Source organism: Pseudomonas sp. PS02303, from assembly GCF_029959925.1.
GTDB classification, from domain to species: domain Bacteria; phylum Pseudomonadota; class Gammaproteobacteria; order Pseudomonadales; family Pseudomonadaceae; genus Aquipseudomonas; species Aquipseudomonas mandelii.
In genome coordinates this window covers 1-17,594 of the sequence record NZ_JASCOM010000126.1, presented here as the reverse complement: position 1 = coordinate 17,594, position 17,594 = coordinate 1, and the positions used below count along the sequence as shown (strand labels likewise).

Below are 17,594 nucleotides of genomic sequence, written 5' to 3'. Positions count from 1 at the left end.
CGATAGCGGTCTGTCAGTCGATATTGATTTCGACTGACAGACCGCTATCGCGAGCGGCTCACTCCTGCATTTGTTTTGTGTGAAGCCAAAGTTTTATGTCAGTTGTTAGGGTGCCGTTTCTAATTTTTCTCCCTACTTTGTGCCTGAGCCCGACACTTTCGCGGGCAGTTCCTCAAACCTTCTGCGCGTGAGGTGCACCATGGCCAAAGTTATTTTGAAGAAAAAAATCGACGCTTCGACTACTGCTCTGGGCGACGTCAAATCCTATGCCCGCAAGATCTGGCTGGCAGGCCTGGGGGCCTACACCAAGGTCGGCCAAGAGGGCAGCGAGTACTTTCAAGAGTTGATCAAGGCTGGTCAAACTGTTGAAACCAAAGGTAAAAAAGTAGTTGCCGAGAAACTTGAAGCGGCTAACACAGAGATTGAAGAAGCCAAGAGTGAAGTGAGCACTTTCAAAGGCAAGGTCGAAGTTCAACTCGACAAGGTCGAGAAGGCTTTTGACTCGCGTGTCGCAAGTGCCTTGAATCGTATCGGCATTCCGTCTAAACATGACGTTGAGACACTCTCTGCTAAGCTCGATGAGCTGACGGCATTGCTCGAACGCGTCGCGCGTAAATCTTAAGGAGAACGGGATGGCTGGTAAAAAGAACACCGAAAAAGAAGGCAGCTCGTGGATCGGGAAAGTCGAAGACTACTCCCGCAAAATCTGGCTTGCTGGTTTAGGCGTGTACTCGAAGATCGACACTGACGGCAGCAAGCTCTTCGATACATTGGTTAAAGACGGCGAGAAAGCCGAGAAGCTCACCAAGAGCGCTGTCGGCAAGAAAGTCGATGCCGCCAAGGACTCCGCTTCGTCGGCCAAGTCGCGCATCAGCGGCGTGAAAGATCGTGCACTGGGCAAGTGGGATGAGCTGGAAGGGGCTTTTGACAAGCGCCTGAACAGCGCCATTTCGCGCCTGGGTGTACCGAGCCGCAATGAAGTGAAAGCGCTGCACAGCAAGGTCGACACCCTGACCAAGCAGATCGAGAAACTCACCGGCGCCAAGGTTGCACCTGTTGCGGCGAAAACCGCAGCGGCCAAACCTGCTGCTAAACCAGCCGCCAAAAGCGCTGCCAAGCCACTGGTAAAAGCGGCTGCCAAACCGGTCGCCAAAGCCGCGTCGAAAGTCGCATCCGCCGCCAAGTCCGCTACCAAAACTGCCGCCGCCAAACCTGCAGCAGCCAAGACAGCGGTCAAATCGGTTGCTGCCAAAGCCGCCGCCAAACCAGCAGCAAAACCGGCTGCCAAAACTGCAGCGGCCAAACCGGCAGCCAAACCAGCGGCAAAACCTGCCGCAGCGAAGAAGCCAGCAGTGAAGAAACCGGCCACGCCTAAGGCTGCCGCGCCAAAACCAGCAGTGGCTGCCGCCAAACCGGCGACCCCGGTCAGCACGTCGAACTCCGCTGCTGCACCGACCCCTGCTGTAACCCCGACTGTCGCGCCAGCTCCATCGACGCCAACCAGTCAGTCCTGATTTTTCAGGGCTCAAGAAAACGCCCGGCCTGCAAAGGTCGGGCGTTTTTGTTTGTGCGCGATTTCATATACACCGCAGAACCCTTGTGGGAGTGAGCCTGCTCGCGATTGCGGTGTGTCATTCAACATTGATATTGGCTGACCCGGCGACATCGCGAGCAGACTCGCTCCCACAGTGAAATGTGTTTATCCAGTGAAAGGGCTACTCGTGTTCTTCGAGGTATTGCAGGGCCAGGTGCTCGGTCGCCACTTTGATCGGCGGCAGCAAATGCGGCGCCACCAGCATCATGATCTGATACACCACCAACCTGACTTCACCCTCGCGATCAAGAATCCGCTGATAGTCCAGTGAGAACAGCAGCGTCATGGTGATCTGCTCCACCAACTGCCCCAGCGCTTGAGTGTCACTGACCAACTGCCCTTGCGCCTTCAATCGCGCCAGCAACGAAGCCAGCGTGCGCTTCAGTGCATTGAGCAGATTGCGGATGCCCTTGGCCAGTTTCGGCAGGCGCCCGGCCAGGTTTGACAGGTCCTGGAACAGAAACCGGTAATGGGCCAGCCGCTCGACGATCAAGTGCAGGAACAGCCAGTAATCCTCCGGTGCCAGCTCCACGTCGGCCGGAGGATCAAGCAGTGGCGCAAGCTCGGCCTGGAAACGCTCGAACAAGCCGAGAATCAACGGTTCCTTGCCGTGGAAGTGGTAGTAGAGGTTGCCCGGGCTGATGCCCATTTCGTTGGCAACTTCCATGGTGGAAACGTTCGGTTCACCCTTCTGATTGAACAATTGCAGGGCACATTCGAGGATCCGGTCGCGGGTTTTCATCCAGTCTTCTTAATGGTCGGGTCATGCCACGGCAGGCGTGTGCCGTGGTTCGTTGTCAGTCAGCGCACACGCACGTAAGTACCGGGTGCCGCCTCCATCGGTGGATAGTTCTGGTTGCCGAGGGCCATGTGGGTTTCTTTTTGCGCGCCCGAGCGTTCCTGAATCCAGCTCAGCCATTGGGTCCACCAACTGCCGTCGACTTGCTTGGCGTCGTAATACCACGCCCGTGGGTCGCTGCTCAGTTTCGCGCTCTCGACGAAGTTGGCCTTCGGGTTGCTCGGCGGGTTGAGGATGCTCTGCACATGACCGCTGTTGGACAGGACGAAACGTCGCTCGCCACCCAGCAGCAGCGTTGAGCGATACACCGCGTCCCACGGCGTGATGTGGTCGTTGATGCCGGCCACGCTGAAGCTGTCGACCGTGACTTTCTGCAAGTCGATCGGCGTGCCGCACACTTCAAGGCCGCCCGGATGACTCAGTGGGTTGTGCTTGAAGAAGTCCAGCAGGTCGCCATGCAAGGCTGCCGGCAACCGGGTGTTGTCGTTGTTCCAGTAGAGGATGTCGAACGCTGGAGGCTCCTTGCCCAACAGGTAGTTATTGACGAAGTAACTCCAGATCAAATCGTTGGGACGCATCCAGGCAAAGACCTTGGCCATGTCGCGCCCGTCCAGCACACCTTTCTGATAGGAGCGACGCTTCGCCGCTTCCAGGGTCTGTTCGTCAGCGAAAAGCGTCGCCGGAGAGTCCATCTGACTGTCGAGCAGGCTCACCAGATACGTCGCGCTGGATACCCGCCGCAGTTGTCGCTTGGCCTGCAAGTGGCCTTGCAGCGCGGCGATGGTCAGCCCACCGGCGCAAGCGCCCATCAAGTTCACTTCGCGAGCGCCGGTGATTGCCCGGCAAACGTTCATCGCTTCTTCAACCGCTTCGACGTAGGTCGACAGACCCCATTCGCGATGGCGCACATCCGGATTGCGCCAGCTGATCATGAAGGTCTGCAGGCCGTTTTTCAGGGCGAACTGGACGAAGCTGTTATGCGGGCTCAGGTCGAAAATGTAGTACTTGTTGATCTGCGGCGGCACCACCAGCAGCGGTTTGGAATACTGCTTTTCGCTCATCGGCTTGTACTGGATCAGCTCCAGCAGCTCGTTGCGAAACACCACGGAACCCGTGGTGGTGGCGACCGTTTTACCGACCTCGAACGCTTGCTTGGTGACTTGTCTGGGCAGGCCGTCGTTGTGCAGGAAATCGTCGACCAGATGGCTGATGCCACGCACCAGGCTGTTACCGCCGGAATTGAAGATTTCCTTGATCGCCAGCGGATTGAGCAAGGTGTTGGACGGCGCCACGGCGTCATTGAGCAAGGCGAACGCAAAGTGGGCCCGAGCGCGATCGTCCGGGGTCATGTTGCTTTCGTCGATCCAGCTTTTAACTTCTTTCTGCCAGCTCAGGTAGGCCTGCAAGCTGCGGCGATAAAACGGGTTGAGGCTCCACGCCGGGTCGGCAAAACGACTGTCCTGCGGGTTGGTCGGGTGCAGGGTTTCCCCCAGCATGACGCGACCCAGTTGGCCGCCCAGTTTCAAGGCATGTCGAACGCTGTGCACCGGGTTACGCAAGCCATGGGCGGCAACGCTGCGCAGGGTCGAAAACAGATCCCGGCCACGCAGGCCGGTGATCGCACTCTGCGCGTTGATGAACGCGGCGGGAGTGGGCAAAAAGTCCCTCGCTGGTTTGTCGCGCATGTGTCAACACTCCTTCGTCTTTCAGGCCAAATACAAACACATCGAACCAGAACACCATAGACGCTGTTATGGGTTGTTGCGCGGTGCGGCGTCCTGCCGACCGACAATGGGCCGGTTAACCGCCCAATGGCGCGGGATGCGGATGCATCACGGCGCGCTGACGTTCCTCCTCGAGGAATTTCATGATGATCGGTGCCACCGCTTCGGCGCGGGTAATCAGGAACAGATGCCCGTCATCGATGATGTGCAACTGCGCATTGGGGATCCGCCAGGCCAGCATGCGCATGTTGATCAGCGGGATCAGTGGATCGTCGTCGCCGGCCAGTACCAGCGTCGGCTGGTTGATCTTGTGCAGCCAGTGAATACTGGTCCAGCCAAGCCCGGCGAACAGCTGCCAGTAGTAACCGAGTTTGCCCGCCGAACGGACCTTCGCCGCATGGCTGGCGGCCAGGGTCGGATCGCGACGGAAAGAGCCGCCGTAGATCATCGGCGCAATGCGGATCACGTGAGACGGCTGGATGTAGCGCCGCGGGCTGGCCATCATCCACAGAACTTTCGGTTTGCCCGGCACCATCACCGCGCCGGCCGCCGTGGCCGCCAGCACGAGTTTCTTGCAGCGCTCGGGATAGTCGTAGGCGAACTGCTGAGCGAGTGCGCCTCCCCAGGAAACGCCGATGACGTTGACTTGCCCGTAGTCGAGATAGTCGAGCATCCGCGCCGTGAGTTTCGCCAGGCCCGGAAAACGGTACGGCCGATTCGGCGTCGACGAACCGCCGACACCGGGAACGTCGAAGGCGATGACTTCCAGGTCCGGGTCCAGCGCTGCCACGAACGGAAACACCAGCTCCAGGTTGGCGCCGATGCCGTTGAAAATCAGCAAGGGCGTCAAGTGAGGCTTGCCGGGGCGTACCGCCGTGCGGAGGGTCTGGCCATCCAGGTCGACGGTACGGAATATGAACGGTTGCGGCATGCTTCAGGCCCTGTGGGTTAATTCATCCCCGGTCCCCCTGCAAGAGCGAAGCTTGCTCGCGAAGGCGTCAAGTCAGTCGACATCCATGTTGAATGAAAGACCGCTTTCGCGAGCAAGCTTCGCTCCTGCAGAGGGGCGCGGGGTGTGTCAGTTACCGCTCATGCACATAAGTGCCGGGTGCTGCTTCGCCCGCTGGATAGGCCTTGTTCCCCAGGCTCGCCGGGGACTTCTTCAGCTTGCCCGAACGCTCGGCCTGCCAGGCCTGCCAGTGCAGCCACCAGGAGTCAGTGTGCTTGGTGGAGTTCTCTTGCCAGTCTTCGGCTTTGACCGGCATTTCGGTGCTGGTCATGTAGCGCGATTTCGGATTGCCCGGCGGGTTCAGAATGCTCTGGATATGTCCGCTGCTGGACAGCACGAACTCGACCTTGCCGCCAAACAACTGCGCCGACTTGTAGCAGGACTTCCACGGCGTGATGTGGTCGTTGGTGCCGGCCAGGGAAAAGATGTCGGCCGTGACCTGCTTCAGGTCGATCGGCGTGCCGCACACTTCCAGTGCATCAGGACGGATCAGCGGGTTGTTTTTGAACATTTCGATCAGGTCGCCGTGGAATGCGGCGGGTAACCGGGTGGTGTCGTTGTTCCAGAACAGGATGTCGAATACCGGCGGCTCGTTGCCCAGCAGGTAGTTGTTGACCCAGTAGTTCCAGATCAGATCGTTGGGGCGCATCCAGGCGAAGACTTTCGCCATGTCGCGGCCTTCCAGCACACCGGCCTGATAGGAATGGCGCTTGGCGGCTTCGAGGGTCTGCTCGTCGACGAACAAGGCCACGTCGCTGTCCAGGGTCGTATCCAGCACGCTGACCAGCAGGGTGAGGGCGTTGACCTTCTTCTCGCCGATCGCGGCGTAGTGGCCCAGCAGCGCGGTGCAGGTGATGCCACCGGAGCAGGCGCCCAGCATGTTCACGTCTTTGCTGCCGGTGATCGCAGTAACCACGTCGACCGCTTCCTTGAGCGCTTCGATGTAGGTCGACAGACCCCACTCGCGCTGCTCCTTGGTCGGGTTGCGCCAGCTGACGATGAACGTCTGCACGTTGTTGCGCAGGCAGAAGCGCGCCAGGCTCTTGTCCGGGCTCAGGTCGAATACGTAGAACTTGTTGATCTGCGGCGGCACCACCAGCAGCGGACGCTCGTGCACCTGCTCGGTGATCGGGCGGTACTGGATCAATTCCAGCACGTCATTGCGGAACACCACCGCGCCTTCGGTCACGCCCAGGCTCTTGCCGACTTCGAACGCGCCCATGTTGACCTGGCTCGGCATGCCGCCGTTGTGTACCAGATCCTTGGCCAGGTGCGAGAGGCCGTCGAGCAGGCTTTTGCCGCCGGTCTCGAAGAACCGTTTGACCGCCGCCGGGTTGGCCGCACTGTTGGTCGGGGCCATGGCTTCGGTCATGAGGTTGATCACGAAATGCCCGCGACTGACGTCTTTGGGCGGCAGGTTGCTGTCGTCAATCCAGTCGTGGAGTTCCTTGCGCCACGCCAGGTAAGTTTGCAGATAACGTTTATAGAGCGGGTTCTGGCTCCAGGCCGGATCGGCGAAGCGACGGTCATCGCTGGTAGGTTGAAGTTCTGATTTGCCGAACAACACGTTCTTCAATTCAAGGCCGAAATGGGCGACATGCTTGGCACTGTGAATCGGTTGTTTGATGGCCTGCCTGAGCACCATTCGAGCAGAAGCCAGTAGATCCTTTCCACGCAGCCCAACGACAGGATTCAGCCCCAAGGTGTTTTCCGAGGCTTGATACTTCAAGTCATCGTTATTCTTGTTACTCATCTACGACGCTCCATTGTCCTGAGACGAGTACCTGGGTCCAGCTGTCATCACACAGCCAATGCCAGGTACTTATGCTCGGGTGACCGTTAATTCTGCATCGCTGCTTTTTACGGCAGAGAGCACTGCAGGGAACTTGCCAGCTCCATTGGTTACCCGAGTTTAATTTTTTTCGCAAGCGGGCCAATCATTGACCCAGGAGCGGAGCATTCAAACAGATGGAATTAGAAAATGCCCTCTAAAGAGCAAGAGGGCTGACCTAGAGCATCAGCTTGACGATGGATTCGTTCGGATCGCGGGTTTTTCCGGCGGCTTTGAGTTCGGCAAGATAATCGTTCCAGAGATCCTCTTGGCGCACGCCCAACTGGTACAGATATTCCCAGGTGAACAGGCCGCTGTCGTGTCCGTCGTCGAAGGTCAATTTCAGTGCGTACTGACCGGCCGGTTCTACCTTGGTCAGGCCTACGCCGATCTTGCCAAATTGCAGGATAGGTTTGCCGTGGCCCTGGACCTCGGCGGAAGGAGAGTGCACGCGAAGGAACTCGGCGGGCAGGTGATATTCCTCGCCGGACGCGTATTTCAGCGACAGGGTTTTCGAGGCTTTGTGCAGTTTGATATCGGTGGGAAGCATAGGAAGAGCCTCGGGCGGAAAGCTACAAGCTGCAAGCTTAACTCGATAAGCTTGACGCTTGTAGCTTGCAACTTGAGGCTTACAGAATGTAGCGGGACAGGTCTTCGTTCTGCGCCAATTCGCCGAGGTGACTGTTGACGTAATCGGCGTCGATCAGGATCGCCTTGTCGTCATGGGCGCTGGCCAGGTCGCCGGCGCTGAACGACACTTCTTCGAGCAAGCGTTCGAGCAAGGTGTGCAGGCGACGGGCACCGATGTTCTCGGTCTTCTCGTTGACCTGCCAGGCGATCTCGGCAATACGCTTGATGCCGTCCGGCTGGAACTCGATGACCAGGCCTTCGGTTTTCAGCAGGGCGCAATACTGCTCAGTGAGCGACGCATGCGGTTCGCTGAGGATGCGCTCGAAGTCTTCCGGCGTCAGCGCCTTCAGCTCGACACGAATCGGCAGGCGACCTTGCAGCTCCGGCACCAGGTCACTTGGCTTGCTCAGGTGGAACGCACCGGAAGCGATGAACAGGATGTGGTCGGTCTTGACCATGCCCAGCTTGGTGTTGACGGTGCAGCCTTCGATCAGTGGCAGCAAGTCACGCTGCACGCCTTCACGGGATACGTCGACGCCACCGGAGTTACCGCGCTTGGCGACTTTGTCGATTTCATCGATGAACACGATGCCGTGCTGCTCGACCGCTTCCAGCGCCTTGGCCTTCAACTCTTCATCGTTGACCAGGCGGCTGGCTTCCTCGTCACGCACCAGTTTCAGCGCTTCCTTGACCTTGATCTTGCGGTTTTTCTTTTTGCCCTTGCCCATGTTGGCGAACAGGCTCTGCAACTGGTTGGTCATTTCTTCCATGCCCGGTGGCGCGGAGATGTCGACGCCGGCCATTTCGGCGACTTCGATTTCGATCTCCTTGTCATCCAGCTGACCTTCGCGCAGGCGCTTGCGGAACAGCTGGCGGGTGTTGGAGTCGGCGGACGGGGCGTCGTCATTGTTGAAGCCCATGCGTGCCGGTGGCAGCAAGGCGTCGAGGATGCGTTCCTCGGCGGCGTCTTCGGCGCGGTGGCGAACCTTGGTCATTTCCTGTTCGCGCAGCAGCTTGATCGCCGCGTCGGCCAGGTCACGAATGATCGATTCGACATCGCGACCGACGTAGCCGACTTCGGTGAACTTGGTCGCTTCGACTTTGATGAACGGCGCGTTGGCGAGTTTGGCCAGGCGACGGGCGATCTCGGTTTTACCGACACCGGTCGGGCCGATCATCAGGATGTTCTTTGGCGTTACTTCAACGCGCAGCTCTTCGGGCAGCTGCATCCGGCGCCAGCGGTTACGCAGCGCGATGGCGACGGCGCGCTTGGCATCGTCCTGGCCGATGATGTGGCGATTGAGTTCGTGGACGATTTCACGGGGAGTCATGGACATAGTAATTGGCGGTCCTCAAGCAAAAGTGAGCCGTGGCACTAAGGCCGGAACAGGCTTACTCGGCGAGGTCCTGCTCCTCAATGGTGAAGGTGTGGTTGGTGAATACGCAAATGTCGCCGGCGATACCGAGTGCGGTTTCGACGATTTCCCGGGCCGACAGATCGGTTTTCTTCAGCAGCGCGCTGGCGGCGGCCTGGGCGTAACCGCCACCGGAACCCATGGCGATCAGGCCTTCTTCGGGTTCGACCACGTCGCCGTTGCCGGTGATGATCAGGGAGGCGTCTTTGTTCGCGACGGCGAGCATGGCTTCGAGGCGGCTGAGGGAGCGGTCAGTGCGCCATTCTTTGGCGAGTTCGACAGCGGCGCGAACCAGGTGGCCCTGATGTTTCTCAAGCTGGCCTTCAAAACGCTCGAAGAGGGTGAAGGCGTCAGCGGTGGCCCCGGCAAAACCGGCAATGACCTGGCCGTGGTACAGGCGACGAACTTTCTTCGCGTTGCCTTTCATCACGGTATTGCCGAGAGAAACCTGGCCGTCGCCGCCCATGACGACTTTGCCGTGGCGGCGAACTGAAACGATGGTGGTCAAGGGAGAGTCTCCACGCAGCGGGGCGAAAATGCCTTATGCCAACTCATATGGGGGTGGCGATGCGTTTTTCAACTGCGGGGCGGGAGAGGGGACGAGCGGTGTTGCGCGGGGAAGGGTGTGTTGGCTGTACTGGCGCCTTCGCGGGCACGCCTCGCTCCTACAGGGAATCACGCAATCCTTGTAGGAGCGAGGCTTGCCCGCGAAGAACGATAACGCGGTGCCCCTGACGAAATCAGCGGTTCTGGCGTTGTTGTAACAACAGGTTGCTGAAGCCGGCGCCGGACAGTTGTTTCTGCGCCGTGGTCAGCTGTTCGCGATTGCTGAACGGCCCGACCAGCACTCGATACCAGGTTTCGTCTTTGACTGTGCCGGATTCAACCGCCACCGCCTGGCCCAGCAGGATGATCTGCGCCCGAACCTTGTCCGCGTCAGCTTCCTTGCGGAACGAACCGGCCTGGAGGAAGAACTTGGTCACCGGGGCTGCTTTGGACACCGGTGGCGCTGGCGGCGGCGTGATCCCTGCCAGTGCCGCCTGGGCTCGCGCAGTATCAATCTTCGCTGCTTGCTCCGGCGTGACCGGCGTGGTCGGAATTGCCGGCACTTGTGGCGTCGGCAGGGTTTTCTCCGGCACGGCATCCGGCGGCACGATCACTTCCGATTCCGGCAGCAGGGTGTAGAAGTCGTACTTTGGCTTCACCGGTTGCGTCGGGCTCGGCGGGGTCTTGTTGGCCTCGGCGATCTTGGTGGCTTTCTGCTGTTCGATCTTCTCGCGCTTGACGCTCTCGCTGCCCTTGCCCGGTTCCAGTTTCATCAGGAACACAATGAACGCTCCGACCGTCAGGCCGATGGCCATCCACAGCCAACCCGGGATCGGTTGCTTTGCAGGAGCTTGGTAACGGCTGGCGCCACGCTTGGGTGCAGGTTTTTTCTTGGCAGCCAACTTACATACGCTCCAGAGTTTCCAGACCCAAGAGTTCCAGGCCTTGCTTGAGAGTGCGGCCGGTCAGCGCGGCGAGGCGCAGACGGCTCTGCATTTGCGCCGGGGTGTCGGCGCTGAGGATCGGGCAGTTCTCGTAGAAGCTGGAGAACAGGCCGGCGACATCGTACAGGTAGGTGCACAGAATGTGTGGCGTGCCTTTTTCGCACACGTTGTTCAGCACTTCGCCAAATTGCGCGAGCTTGGCTGCCAACTCGTGTTCGTGTGCTGCTTCGAGGACGATCTGGCCTTCGACTTCACTGAAGTCCTTGCCGAGTTTGCGGAATACACCGGCCACGCGGGTGTAGGCGTACAGCAGGTACGGAGCAGTGTTGCCTTCGAAGTTCAGCATCAGGTCGAAGTTGAAGCTGTAGTCGCTGGTACGGTGCTTGGACAGGTCAGCGTATTTCACGGCGCCAATGCCCACGACCCTGGCGATATTGCGCAATTCGTTTTCGGCCAGCTCCGGATTCTTGTCTTTCACCAGTGTGTAGGCACGTTCCTGGGCTTCGGTCAGCAGATCGATCAACTTCACGGTGCCGCCATCACGGGTCTTGAACGGACGGCCATCGGCGCCGTTCATGGTGCCGAAGCCCATGTGTTCCATTTCCATCGGGTGCGTCACGAAGCCGGCCTTGCGGGCGACTGCGAACACTTGCTGGAAGTGCAGCGCCTGGCGCTGATCGACGAAGTACAGCGCGCGGTCAGCCTTGAGTTTGCCGCTGCGATAACGCACGGCTGCCAGGTCAGTGGTGGCGTAGAGGTAGCCGCCATCGGCCTTGACGATGATCACCGGCAGCGGGTCGCCGTCGGCGTTCTTGAATTCGTCGAGGAACACGCACTGGGCGCCATTGCTTTCGACCAGCATGCCGGCGGCCTTGAGGTCGTTGACCACGTTGATCAGGTCGTCGTTATAGGCGCTTTCGCCCATCACGTCGGCCATGGTCAGTTTGACGTTCAGCAGTTCGTAGATTTTCTGGCAGTGCGACAGCGAGATGTCCTTGAACTTGGTCCACAGGGCCAGGCAGTCCGGGTCGCCGGCTTGCAGCTTGACCACCAGACCACGGGCGCGATCGGCGAACTCTTCGGATTCGTCGAAGCGTTGCTTGGCGGCGCGGTAGAAGTTTTCCAGGTCGGACAGTTCATCGCTGGTGATCGGGTTTTCTTGCAGATAAGCCATCAGCATGCCGAACTGGGTGCCCCAGTCGCCGACGTGGTTCTGACGGATGACGTCGTCGCCGAGGAACTCCAGAACGCGTGCCACGCCGTCGCCAATGATGGTCGAACGCAAGTGACCGACGTGCATCTCTTTGGCCAGGTTCGGGGCCGACAGGTCGACCACAGTGCGCTGCACCGGGCCTGCTTTGCGCACGCCGATGTGGTCGTCGGCGAGGGCGGCATCCAGGCGAGTGGCCAGGGCATCAGTGTTCTGGAAGAAATTCAGGAAGCCCGGGCCGGCGATTTCGGTCTTGGTGACGTTTTCATCAGCCGGCAGCGCAGCGATGATTTTCTCAGCCAGGTCACGCGGCTTCATGCCGGCCGGTTTGGCCAGCATCATCGCGATGTTGCTGGCGAAGTCGCCGTTCTTCTTGTCACGGGAGTTTTCCACCTGGATCGCCGGCGACAGGCCTTCAGGCAACACACCTTCGTTGACGAGTTGGGTGATGGCTTGTTGGATCAGCTGGCGAATGGTGTCTTTCATGGTGTTCTCTTTCGACCGCAAGCGCGGCGGCGCTTCGATGCGCTAGTGGAAAAACTGGGCATTATCCGTTGCGAAGACGGGCTTGCCAACTATAGCGGGCAGGTTATGGATATGTGGTGACAAATCGGGCCTCTTCGCGGGCCAGCCTCGCTCCTACAGTTTTTGTGTCGTTCACAGTATTGGCGAACGACTCTCCCCCTGTAGGAGCGAGCCTTGCCCGCGAAGGCGATCGACCAATCAATACAAATCGACGGGATCCACATCCAGCGACCAACGCACCGCCCGCCCGCTCGGCATCTGCTCCAGCGCCAGCAACCAGCTACTCAGCAGCCGATGCAACGGCGCCCGGGCCGTGGCTTGCAACAACAACTGCGCACGATAACGCCCGGCCCGGCGTTCCATCGGAGCCGGCACCGGGCCGAGTAGCTCAATACCGGTCAGATTCTGCTCAGCCAGCAAGCGCTCGGCCTCGCTACACGCTTCATCGAGAAAACCTTCGGCCTGTCCCGGTTTGTGCGCTTCGGCCCGCAGCAACGCCAAATGCGCAAACGGCGGTAATCCTGCCGAGCGGCGTTCGCTCAAGGCCTGTTCGGCAAAGGCGAAATAGCCTTGTTCGGTCAATTGCACCAGCAGAGGATGATCGGCCAGGTGCGTCTGGATAATTACCTTGCCCGGCTCTTCGGCCCGCCCGGCCCGGCCTGCCACCTGAACGATCAACTGTGCCATGCGCTCGCTGGCGCGGAAGTCGCCAGAGAACAATCCACCGTCGGCATCGAGAATCGACACCAGCGTTACCCGTGGAAAATGGTGACCTTTGGCGAGCATTTGCGTGCCCACCAGAATGCACGGCTGGCCTTTCTGGATGGTGGCGAACAACTGATTCATCGCGTCCTTGCGCGACGTACTGTCGCGGTCGACCCGCAGCACCGGGACGTCCGGGAACAGAATCGCCAGGCGCTCTTCTGCGCGTTCGGTGCCGGCACCCACCGGCCGTAAATCGACCTTGCCGCACTTCGGGCAATGCCGCGGCACGCGTTCCACGTAGCCGCAATGGTGGCAGCGCAATTCGCCGGAGCGCTGGTGCACGGTCATCCGCGCATCGCAGCGCTGGCACTCGGACATCCAGCCGCAGTCATGACACAGCAGCGTCGGCGCAAAGCCGCGACGATTGAGAAACACCAGGACTTGCTGACCAGCCGCCAGCGTCTGGCCGATGGCTTGCTGCATCGGCCCGGAAATACCGCTGTCCAGCGGACGGCTTTTCACATCGAGACGCAGGAATCGCGGTTGCTTGGCGCCGCCAGCACGCTCGTTCAGGCGTAGGAGCCCATACCGACCGGTGTAGGCGTTGTGCAGGCTTTCCAGTGAAGGCGTGGCGGAGCCGAGGACAATCGGGATGTTTTCCTGCCGCGCGCGCACCAAAGCCAGATCGCGGGCGTGATAGCGCAGGCCTTCCTGCTGTTTATAGGAGCCGTCGTGCTCTTCGTCGATGATGATCAGGCCGGGATTTTTCATCGGCGTGAACAGTGCCGAACGGGTGCCGATAATGATGTCGGCGTCACCGTCCCGGGCCGCGAGCCAGGCCTCGAGGCGCTCCCGATCATTGACTGCCGAGTGAATCAGGGCGATGCGCGCATTGAAACGCTGCTCGAAGCGCGCCAGGGTTTGCGGGCCGAGGTTGATCTCCGGGATCAGCACCAGCGCCTGCTTGCCGGCTTCGAGGGTTTCGCGGATCAGTTGCAAATAGACTTCGGTCTTGCCGCTGCCGGTAACGCCGGCCAACAGGAACGCATGATAACTGTCGAACCCGGCGCGAATCGCTTCATACGCGGCACGCTGCTCAGGGTTGAGCGGCAATTCCGGTTGCGCCAGCCAATGTTCGTGGCGGGCGCCGGGAGCGTGCTTGCGGATTTCCACCTGCACCAGATCCTTGGCCAGCAGCAGATCCAGGCTGTCCTTGCTCAGCATCAGTTTGCTCAACAACTGATGGGCCACGCCGTGAGGGTGCTGGGCCAACGTGGCCAGGGCTTCGCGCTGGCGTGGGGCACGGGCGATACGCGGATCATCCAGGCTGGCACCGGGCGCGGCGGACCAGAAGCGTTCCTGGCGCGCCTCGGCCAATTCGCCCTGGCGCAGCAACACCGGAAGCGCCCAGCTCAAGGTGTCACCGAGGCTGTGTTGGTAATACTGCGAGGTCCACAGGCACAGCTTGAACAGTGCTGGCGGTAGCGGCGGGGTGGCGTCGAGCAGGGCCAGCGCTGGTTTGAGCTTTTCCACCGGGACTTCGCTGGTGTCGGTGACCTCCACCAGAATCCCGATCATCTCCCGCCGGCCAAACGGCACCCGCAGGCGCATGCCCGGTTGCAACTGGGCGCGCAGGATCCCGGCCGGGGCACGGTAATCGAACAGGCGGCGCAGCGGCGAAGGCAGGGCGAGGCGCAAAATGGCGTCGGGCACGCGGGGATCTCGATAAACGGGCAGTAAAAGAAGTCGGACGCATACTAATTGTGGGAGTGGGCTTGCTCGCGAATGCGTTGGGTCAGACACCTCATCGCTGGCTGGCAGGCCGTATTCGCGAGCAAGCCCGCTCCCACAAGGGGCACATATCAGGCGGGGAGCCTAGCAGACGGTCGGTAGAAGCGACAGCTTGCGCGATTGGCATTGTCTGGTAGAATCCGCGGCCTAATTACGTGCGGTATTCAACAATAGTGTTGAGTGGCGGCACGCTAGCCCGAGGAAGACACCATGAAAGCCGATATCCATCCAACATACGAAGTCACCGCAGTTACCTGCAGCTGTGGCAACAAGTTCGAAACTCGTTCGAACCTGGCCAAGCCTCTGGCGATCGACGTATGCAACGAGTGCCACCCGTTCTACACCGGTAAGCAGAAGACTCTGGATACTGGCGGCCGTGTACAGCGCTTCGCAGACCGTTTCGGCGCTTTTGGCAAAACCAAAGCTCCTGCTGCTGCAGAGTAAGGTTGAAAAGCCCCATGGGCTTTACCTTGCTAACGAAAAAGGCGTCCCTCGCGGGCGCCTTTTTTGTGTCCGCGATTTGGCTGTCCGGTGCCCAGGCCTTCTGCCCGGTGCCGAGCGGGCTTACACCCGTCGCGGTGCAGCGAGTGGTGGATGGCGACACCTTGCGCCTGAGCGATGGCCGCAGTGTGCGCATGATCGGCTTGAATACGCCTGAGCTGGGCAAGCAGGGCCGTTCCGACGAGCCGTTCGCCGTGGTCGCGCACAAACGCCTGGAAGCGCTGGTGGCGGCCAGCGACGGGCGCGTGGGTTTGCGTCCCGGTAAAGAGAGCAAAGATCATTACGGTCGCACGCTGGCCCATGTCTATGGCGCCAATGGCGCCAACCTCGAAGCGCAGATGCTCGCCGAGGGCCTTGGTTTTCAAGTGGCGGTCGCGCCGAATGTCGATTTGGTCAGCTGTCAGCAAGCCGCCGAACGCAGTGCCCGTCAGGCCGGCCTTGGCCTGTGGCGGCAATCCCCTGTACTGAAAGCGGAGCAGATCAACGCCTCCGGTTTCGCCGTGCTCAGTGGTCGTGTGAGCAAGGTTCAGCGCAATCGCGGCGGAGTTTGGATTGAGTTGCAGGACGCGGTTGTATTGCGCGTTGCACCCAATTTGCTCGGGCAGTTCGATGTTGCATCGCTTGAGCGGCTGAAGGGCAAGCAGATTGAGGCGCGTGGCTGGGTCGTGGATCGATCGCGTCGGGGCGGCTTGAAACCCGGGCAGGCACGCTGGCTTCTGCCGCTGACCGATCCGGCGATGCTGCAAGCGGCGCCCCGATAAAAAATTGTAGACATTTTTTATGGCGATTGTGAACAGTCTATCCCTTGTGTTCCGCGGCTCTTGGCCCAAAGTCGTAGGGCTGGGCGCTTGACAGGGGTGACCGGTCAGTCTTGTGGGGACTTTGCGACACGCGTATCCTCGGCGGTCCGTCTGTCCAACAGTAAAAGCGGAATGCCCACATGTCTGATTTGAAAACTGCCGCTCTCGAATATCATGCCCATCCTCGTCCAGGGAAGCTGAGTGTCGAGCTCACCAAGGCCACCGCTACCGCCCGCGACCTGTCGCTGGCCTACAGCCCCGGCGTAGCCGAACCAGTACGCGAAATCGCCCGCGATCCTGAACTGGCCTACAAATACACCGGCAAAGGCAACCTGGTTGCAGTCATTTCCGATGGCACCGCGATTCTCGGCCTGGGTAACCTCGGCCCATTGGCTTCCAAGCCAGTCATGGAAGGTAAGGGCGTGTTGTTCAAGCGCTTCGCCGGCATCGACGTTTTCGACATCGAAGTCGACTCCGAAAGCCCGCAAGCCTTCATCGACACCGTCAAGCGTATCTCCATCACCTTCGGCGGCATCAACCTGGAAGACATCAAGGCACCTGAGTGCTTTGAGATCGAGCGCGCTCTGATCGAGCAGTGCGACATTCCAGTGTTCCACGATGACCAGCACGGCACCGCAATCGTTACCGCGGCCGGCATGATCAACGCCCTGGAAATCGCTGGCAAAACCCTCGCTGACGCCAAGATCGTCTGCCTGGGCGCCGGTGCGGCCGCCATCTCCTGCATGAAATTGCTGGTGAGCATGGGCGCCAACATCGAAAACATCTTCATGGTTGACCGTACCGGTGTGATCCACTCCGGCCGTGACGACCTGAACCAGTACAAGGCTGTCTTCGCTCACGCGACCGACAAGCGCACCCTGGCTGACGCCCTGACCGGTGCTGACGTGTTCGTTGGCCTGTCCGGCCCGAACCTGCTGAGCGCTGAAGGCCTGAAGTCCATGGCGGCCAACCCGATCGTGTTCGCCTGCTCGAACCCGGATCCGGAAATCGCCCCGGAACTGGCGCACGCCACCCGTGACGACGTGATCATGGCGACCGGCCGTTCGGACTACCCGAACCAGGTCAACAACGTATTGGGCTTCCCGTTCATCTTCCGCGGTGCCCTGGATGTTCGCGCCAAGCGCATCAACGAAGAAATGAAAGTGGCAGCGGCCAACGCCCTGCGCGAACTGGCCAAGCTGCCGGTTCCTCAGGAAGTGTGCGACGCCTATGGCGGCATCAAGCTGGAATTCGGTCGTGAGTACATCATTCCGAAGCCAATGGATGCCCGCCTGATCACCGTGATCTCCGATGCCGTGGCCAAGGCCGCCATTGAGACCGGCGTAGCGACCCTGCCGTATCCGAAGAACTACCCGCTGAAAAGCGTGGATGACGTGTTCAACGGCTAAACCGTTGTAGCGCTTCAACCGAAAGCCCCGGCTCAATTGAGTCGGGGCTTTTTTTTGTCTGTGGTTTTTGTGGTGTCTGTAAGGATCTCTTCGCGGGCAAGCCTCGCTCCTACAGGGGCAAGCGCTGGGAACTTTCCATGTCCGTAGGAGCGAGGCTTGCC

General features: G+C 60.0%; 15 protein-coding genes. 5 read left to right on the top strand and 10 right to left on the bottom strand.

The genetic code is table 11. The features are described from left to right. Positions 1-199: 199 nt before the first annotated feature. Positions 200-622, top strand: coding sequence for a phasin family protein (locus QMX98_RS22645; protein ID WP_010464467.1), 423 nt, complete (start codon positions 200-202; stop codon positions 620-622). A 10-nt stretch (positions 623-632) separates the two neighbouring features. Then, a complete protein-coding gene (locus tag QMX98_RS22640; RefSeq protein ID WP_010464464.1) occupies positions 633-1,514 on the top strand; it encodes a phasin family protein in 882 nt (293 codons plus the stop codon). A gap of 201 nt (positions 1,515-1,715) precedes the next feature. On the opposite strand, the gene QMX98_RS22635 is transcribed toward QMX98_RS22640, so the two are convergent. The 10 genes from QMX98_RS22635 to QMX98_RS22590 form a co-directional block, all read right to left on the bottom strand. Continuing rightward, entirely contained in the window at positions 1,716-2,336 is a 621-nt protein-coding gene (locus tag QMX98_RS22635; RefSeq protein ID WP_010464462.1) for a TetR/AcrR family transcriptional regulator, read from the bottom strand. A gap of 59 nt (positions 2,337-2,395) precedes the next feature. Further along, complete coding sequence (gene phaC / locus QMX98_RS22630; protein WP_010464460.1) at positions 2,396-4,078, bottom strand: class II poly(R)-hydroxyalkanoic acid synthase; 1,683 nt, start codon at positions 4,076-4,078, stop codon at positions 2,396-2,398. Positions 4,079-4,193: 115 nt separating this feature from the next. Next, a complete protein-coding gene (phaZ, locus tag QMX98_RS22625; RefSeq protein WP_010464458.1) occupies positions 4,194-5,048 on the bottom strand; it encodes a poly(3-hydroxyalkanoate) depolymerase in 855 nt (284 codons plus the stop codon). A 151-nt stretch (positions 5,049-5,199) separates the two neighbouring features. Then, positions 5,200-6,879, bottom strand: coding sequence for a class II poly(R)-hydroxyalkanoic acid synthase (gene phaC, locus QMX98_RS22620; RefSeq protein ID WP_010464456.1), 1,680 nt, complete (start codon positions 6,877-6,879; stop codon positions 5,200-5,202). Positions 6,880-7,135: 256 nt separating this feature from the next. Beyond that, entirely contained in the window at positions 7,136-7,507 is a 372-nt protein-coding gene (locus QMX98_RS22615) for a DUF971 domain-containing protein (RefSeq protein WP_010464454.1), read from the bottom strand. A gap of 79 nt (positions 7,508-7,586) precedes the next feature. After that, positions 7,587-8,924, bottom strand: a complete 1,338-nt coding sequence (gene hslU / locus QMX98_RS22610; protein WP_010464452.1) for an ATP-dependent protease ATPase subunit HslU — start codon at positions 8,922-8,924, stop codon at positions 7,587-7,589. Positions 8,925-8,979: 55 nt separating this feature from the next. Beyond that, the gene (gene hslV / locus QMX98_RS22605; protein ID WP_007899242.1) at positions 8,980-9,510 is read right to left on the bottom strand and encodes an ATP-dependent protease subunit HslV; all 531 of its coding nucleotides are present in this window, start codon (positions 9,508-9,510) and stop codon (positions 8,980-8,982) included. 232 nt (positions 9,511-9,742) lie between these two features. Then, entirely contained in the window at positions 9,743-10,450 is a 708-nt protein-coding gene (locus tag QMX98_RS22600; RefSeq protein ID WP_010464446.1) for an SPOR domain-containing protein, read from the bottom strand. A gap of 1 nt (position 10,451) precedes the next feature. Continuing rightward, positions 10,452-12,188 carry an arginine--tRNA ligase gene (argS, locus tag QMX98_RS22595; RefSeq protein ID WP_010464443.1) on the bottom strand — a complete coding sequence of 579 codons (1,737 nt, stop codon included), beginning with the start codon at positions 12,186-12,188 and terminating at the stop codon, positions 10,452-10,454. A gap of 237 nt (positions 12,189-12,425) precedes the next feature. After that, entirely contained in the window at positions 12,426-14,645 is a 2,220-nt protein-coding gene (locus QMX98_RS22590) for a primosomal protein N' (RefSeq protein WP_010464441.1), read from the bottom strand. A 288-nt stretch (positions 14,646-14,933) separates the two neighbouring features. On the opposite strand from QMX98_RS22590, the gene rpmE reads away from it, so the two are divergent. The 3 genes from rpmE to QMX98_RS22575 all read left to right on the top strand — a co-directional run bounded on the left by rpmE (position 14,934) and on the right by QMX98_RS22575 (position 17,433). After that, entirely contained in the window at positions 14,934-15,167 is a 234-nt protein-coding gene (gene rpmE / locus QMX98_RS22585; protein WP_027922104.1) for a 50S ribosomal protein L31, read from the top strand. 14 nt (positions 15,168-15,181) lie between these two features. Continuing rightward, positions 15,182-15,985 (top strand): thermonuclease family protein, encoded by an 804-nt coding sequence (locus QMX98_RS22580; protein WP_083375229.1) that lies wholly within the window; start codon positions 15,182-15,184, stop codon positions 15,983-15,985. A 179-nt stretch (positions 15,986-16,164) separates the two neighbouring features. Further along, complete coding sequence (locus QMX98_RS22575) at positions 16,165-17,433, top strand: malic enzyme-like NAD(P)-binding protein (protein WP_010464435.1); 1,269 nt, start codon at positions 16,165-16,167, stop codon at positions 17,431-17,433. Positions 17,434-17,594 lie beyond the last annotated feature (161 nt).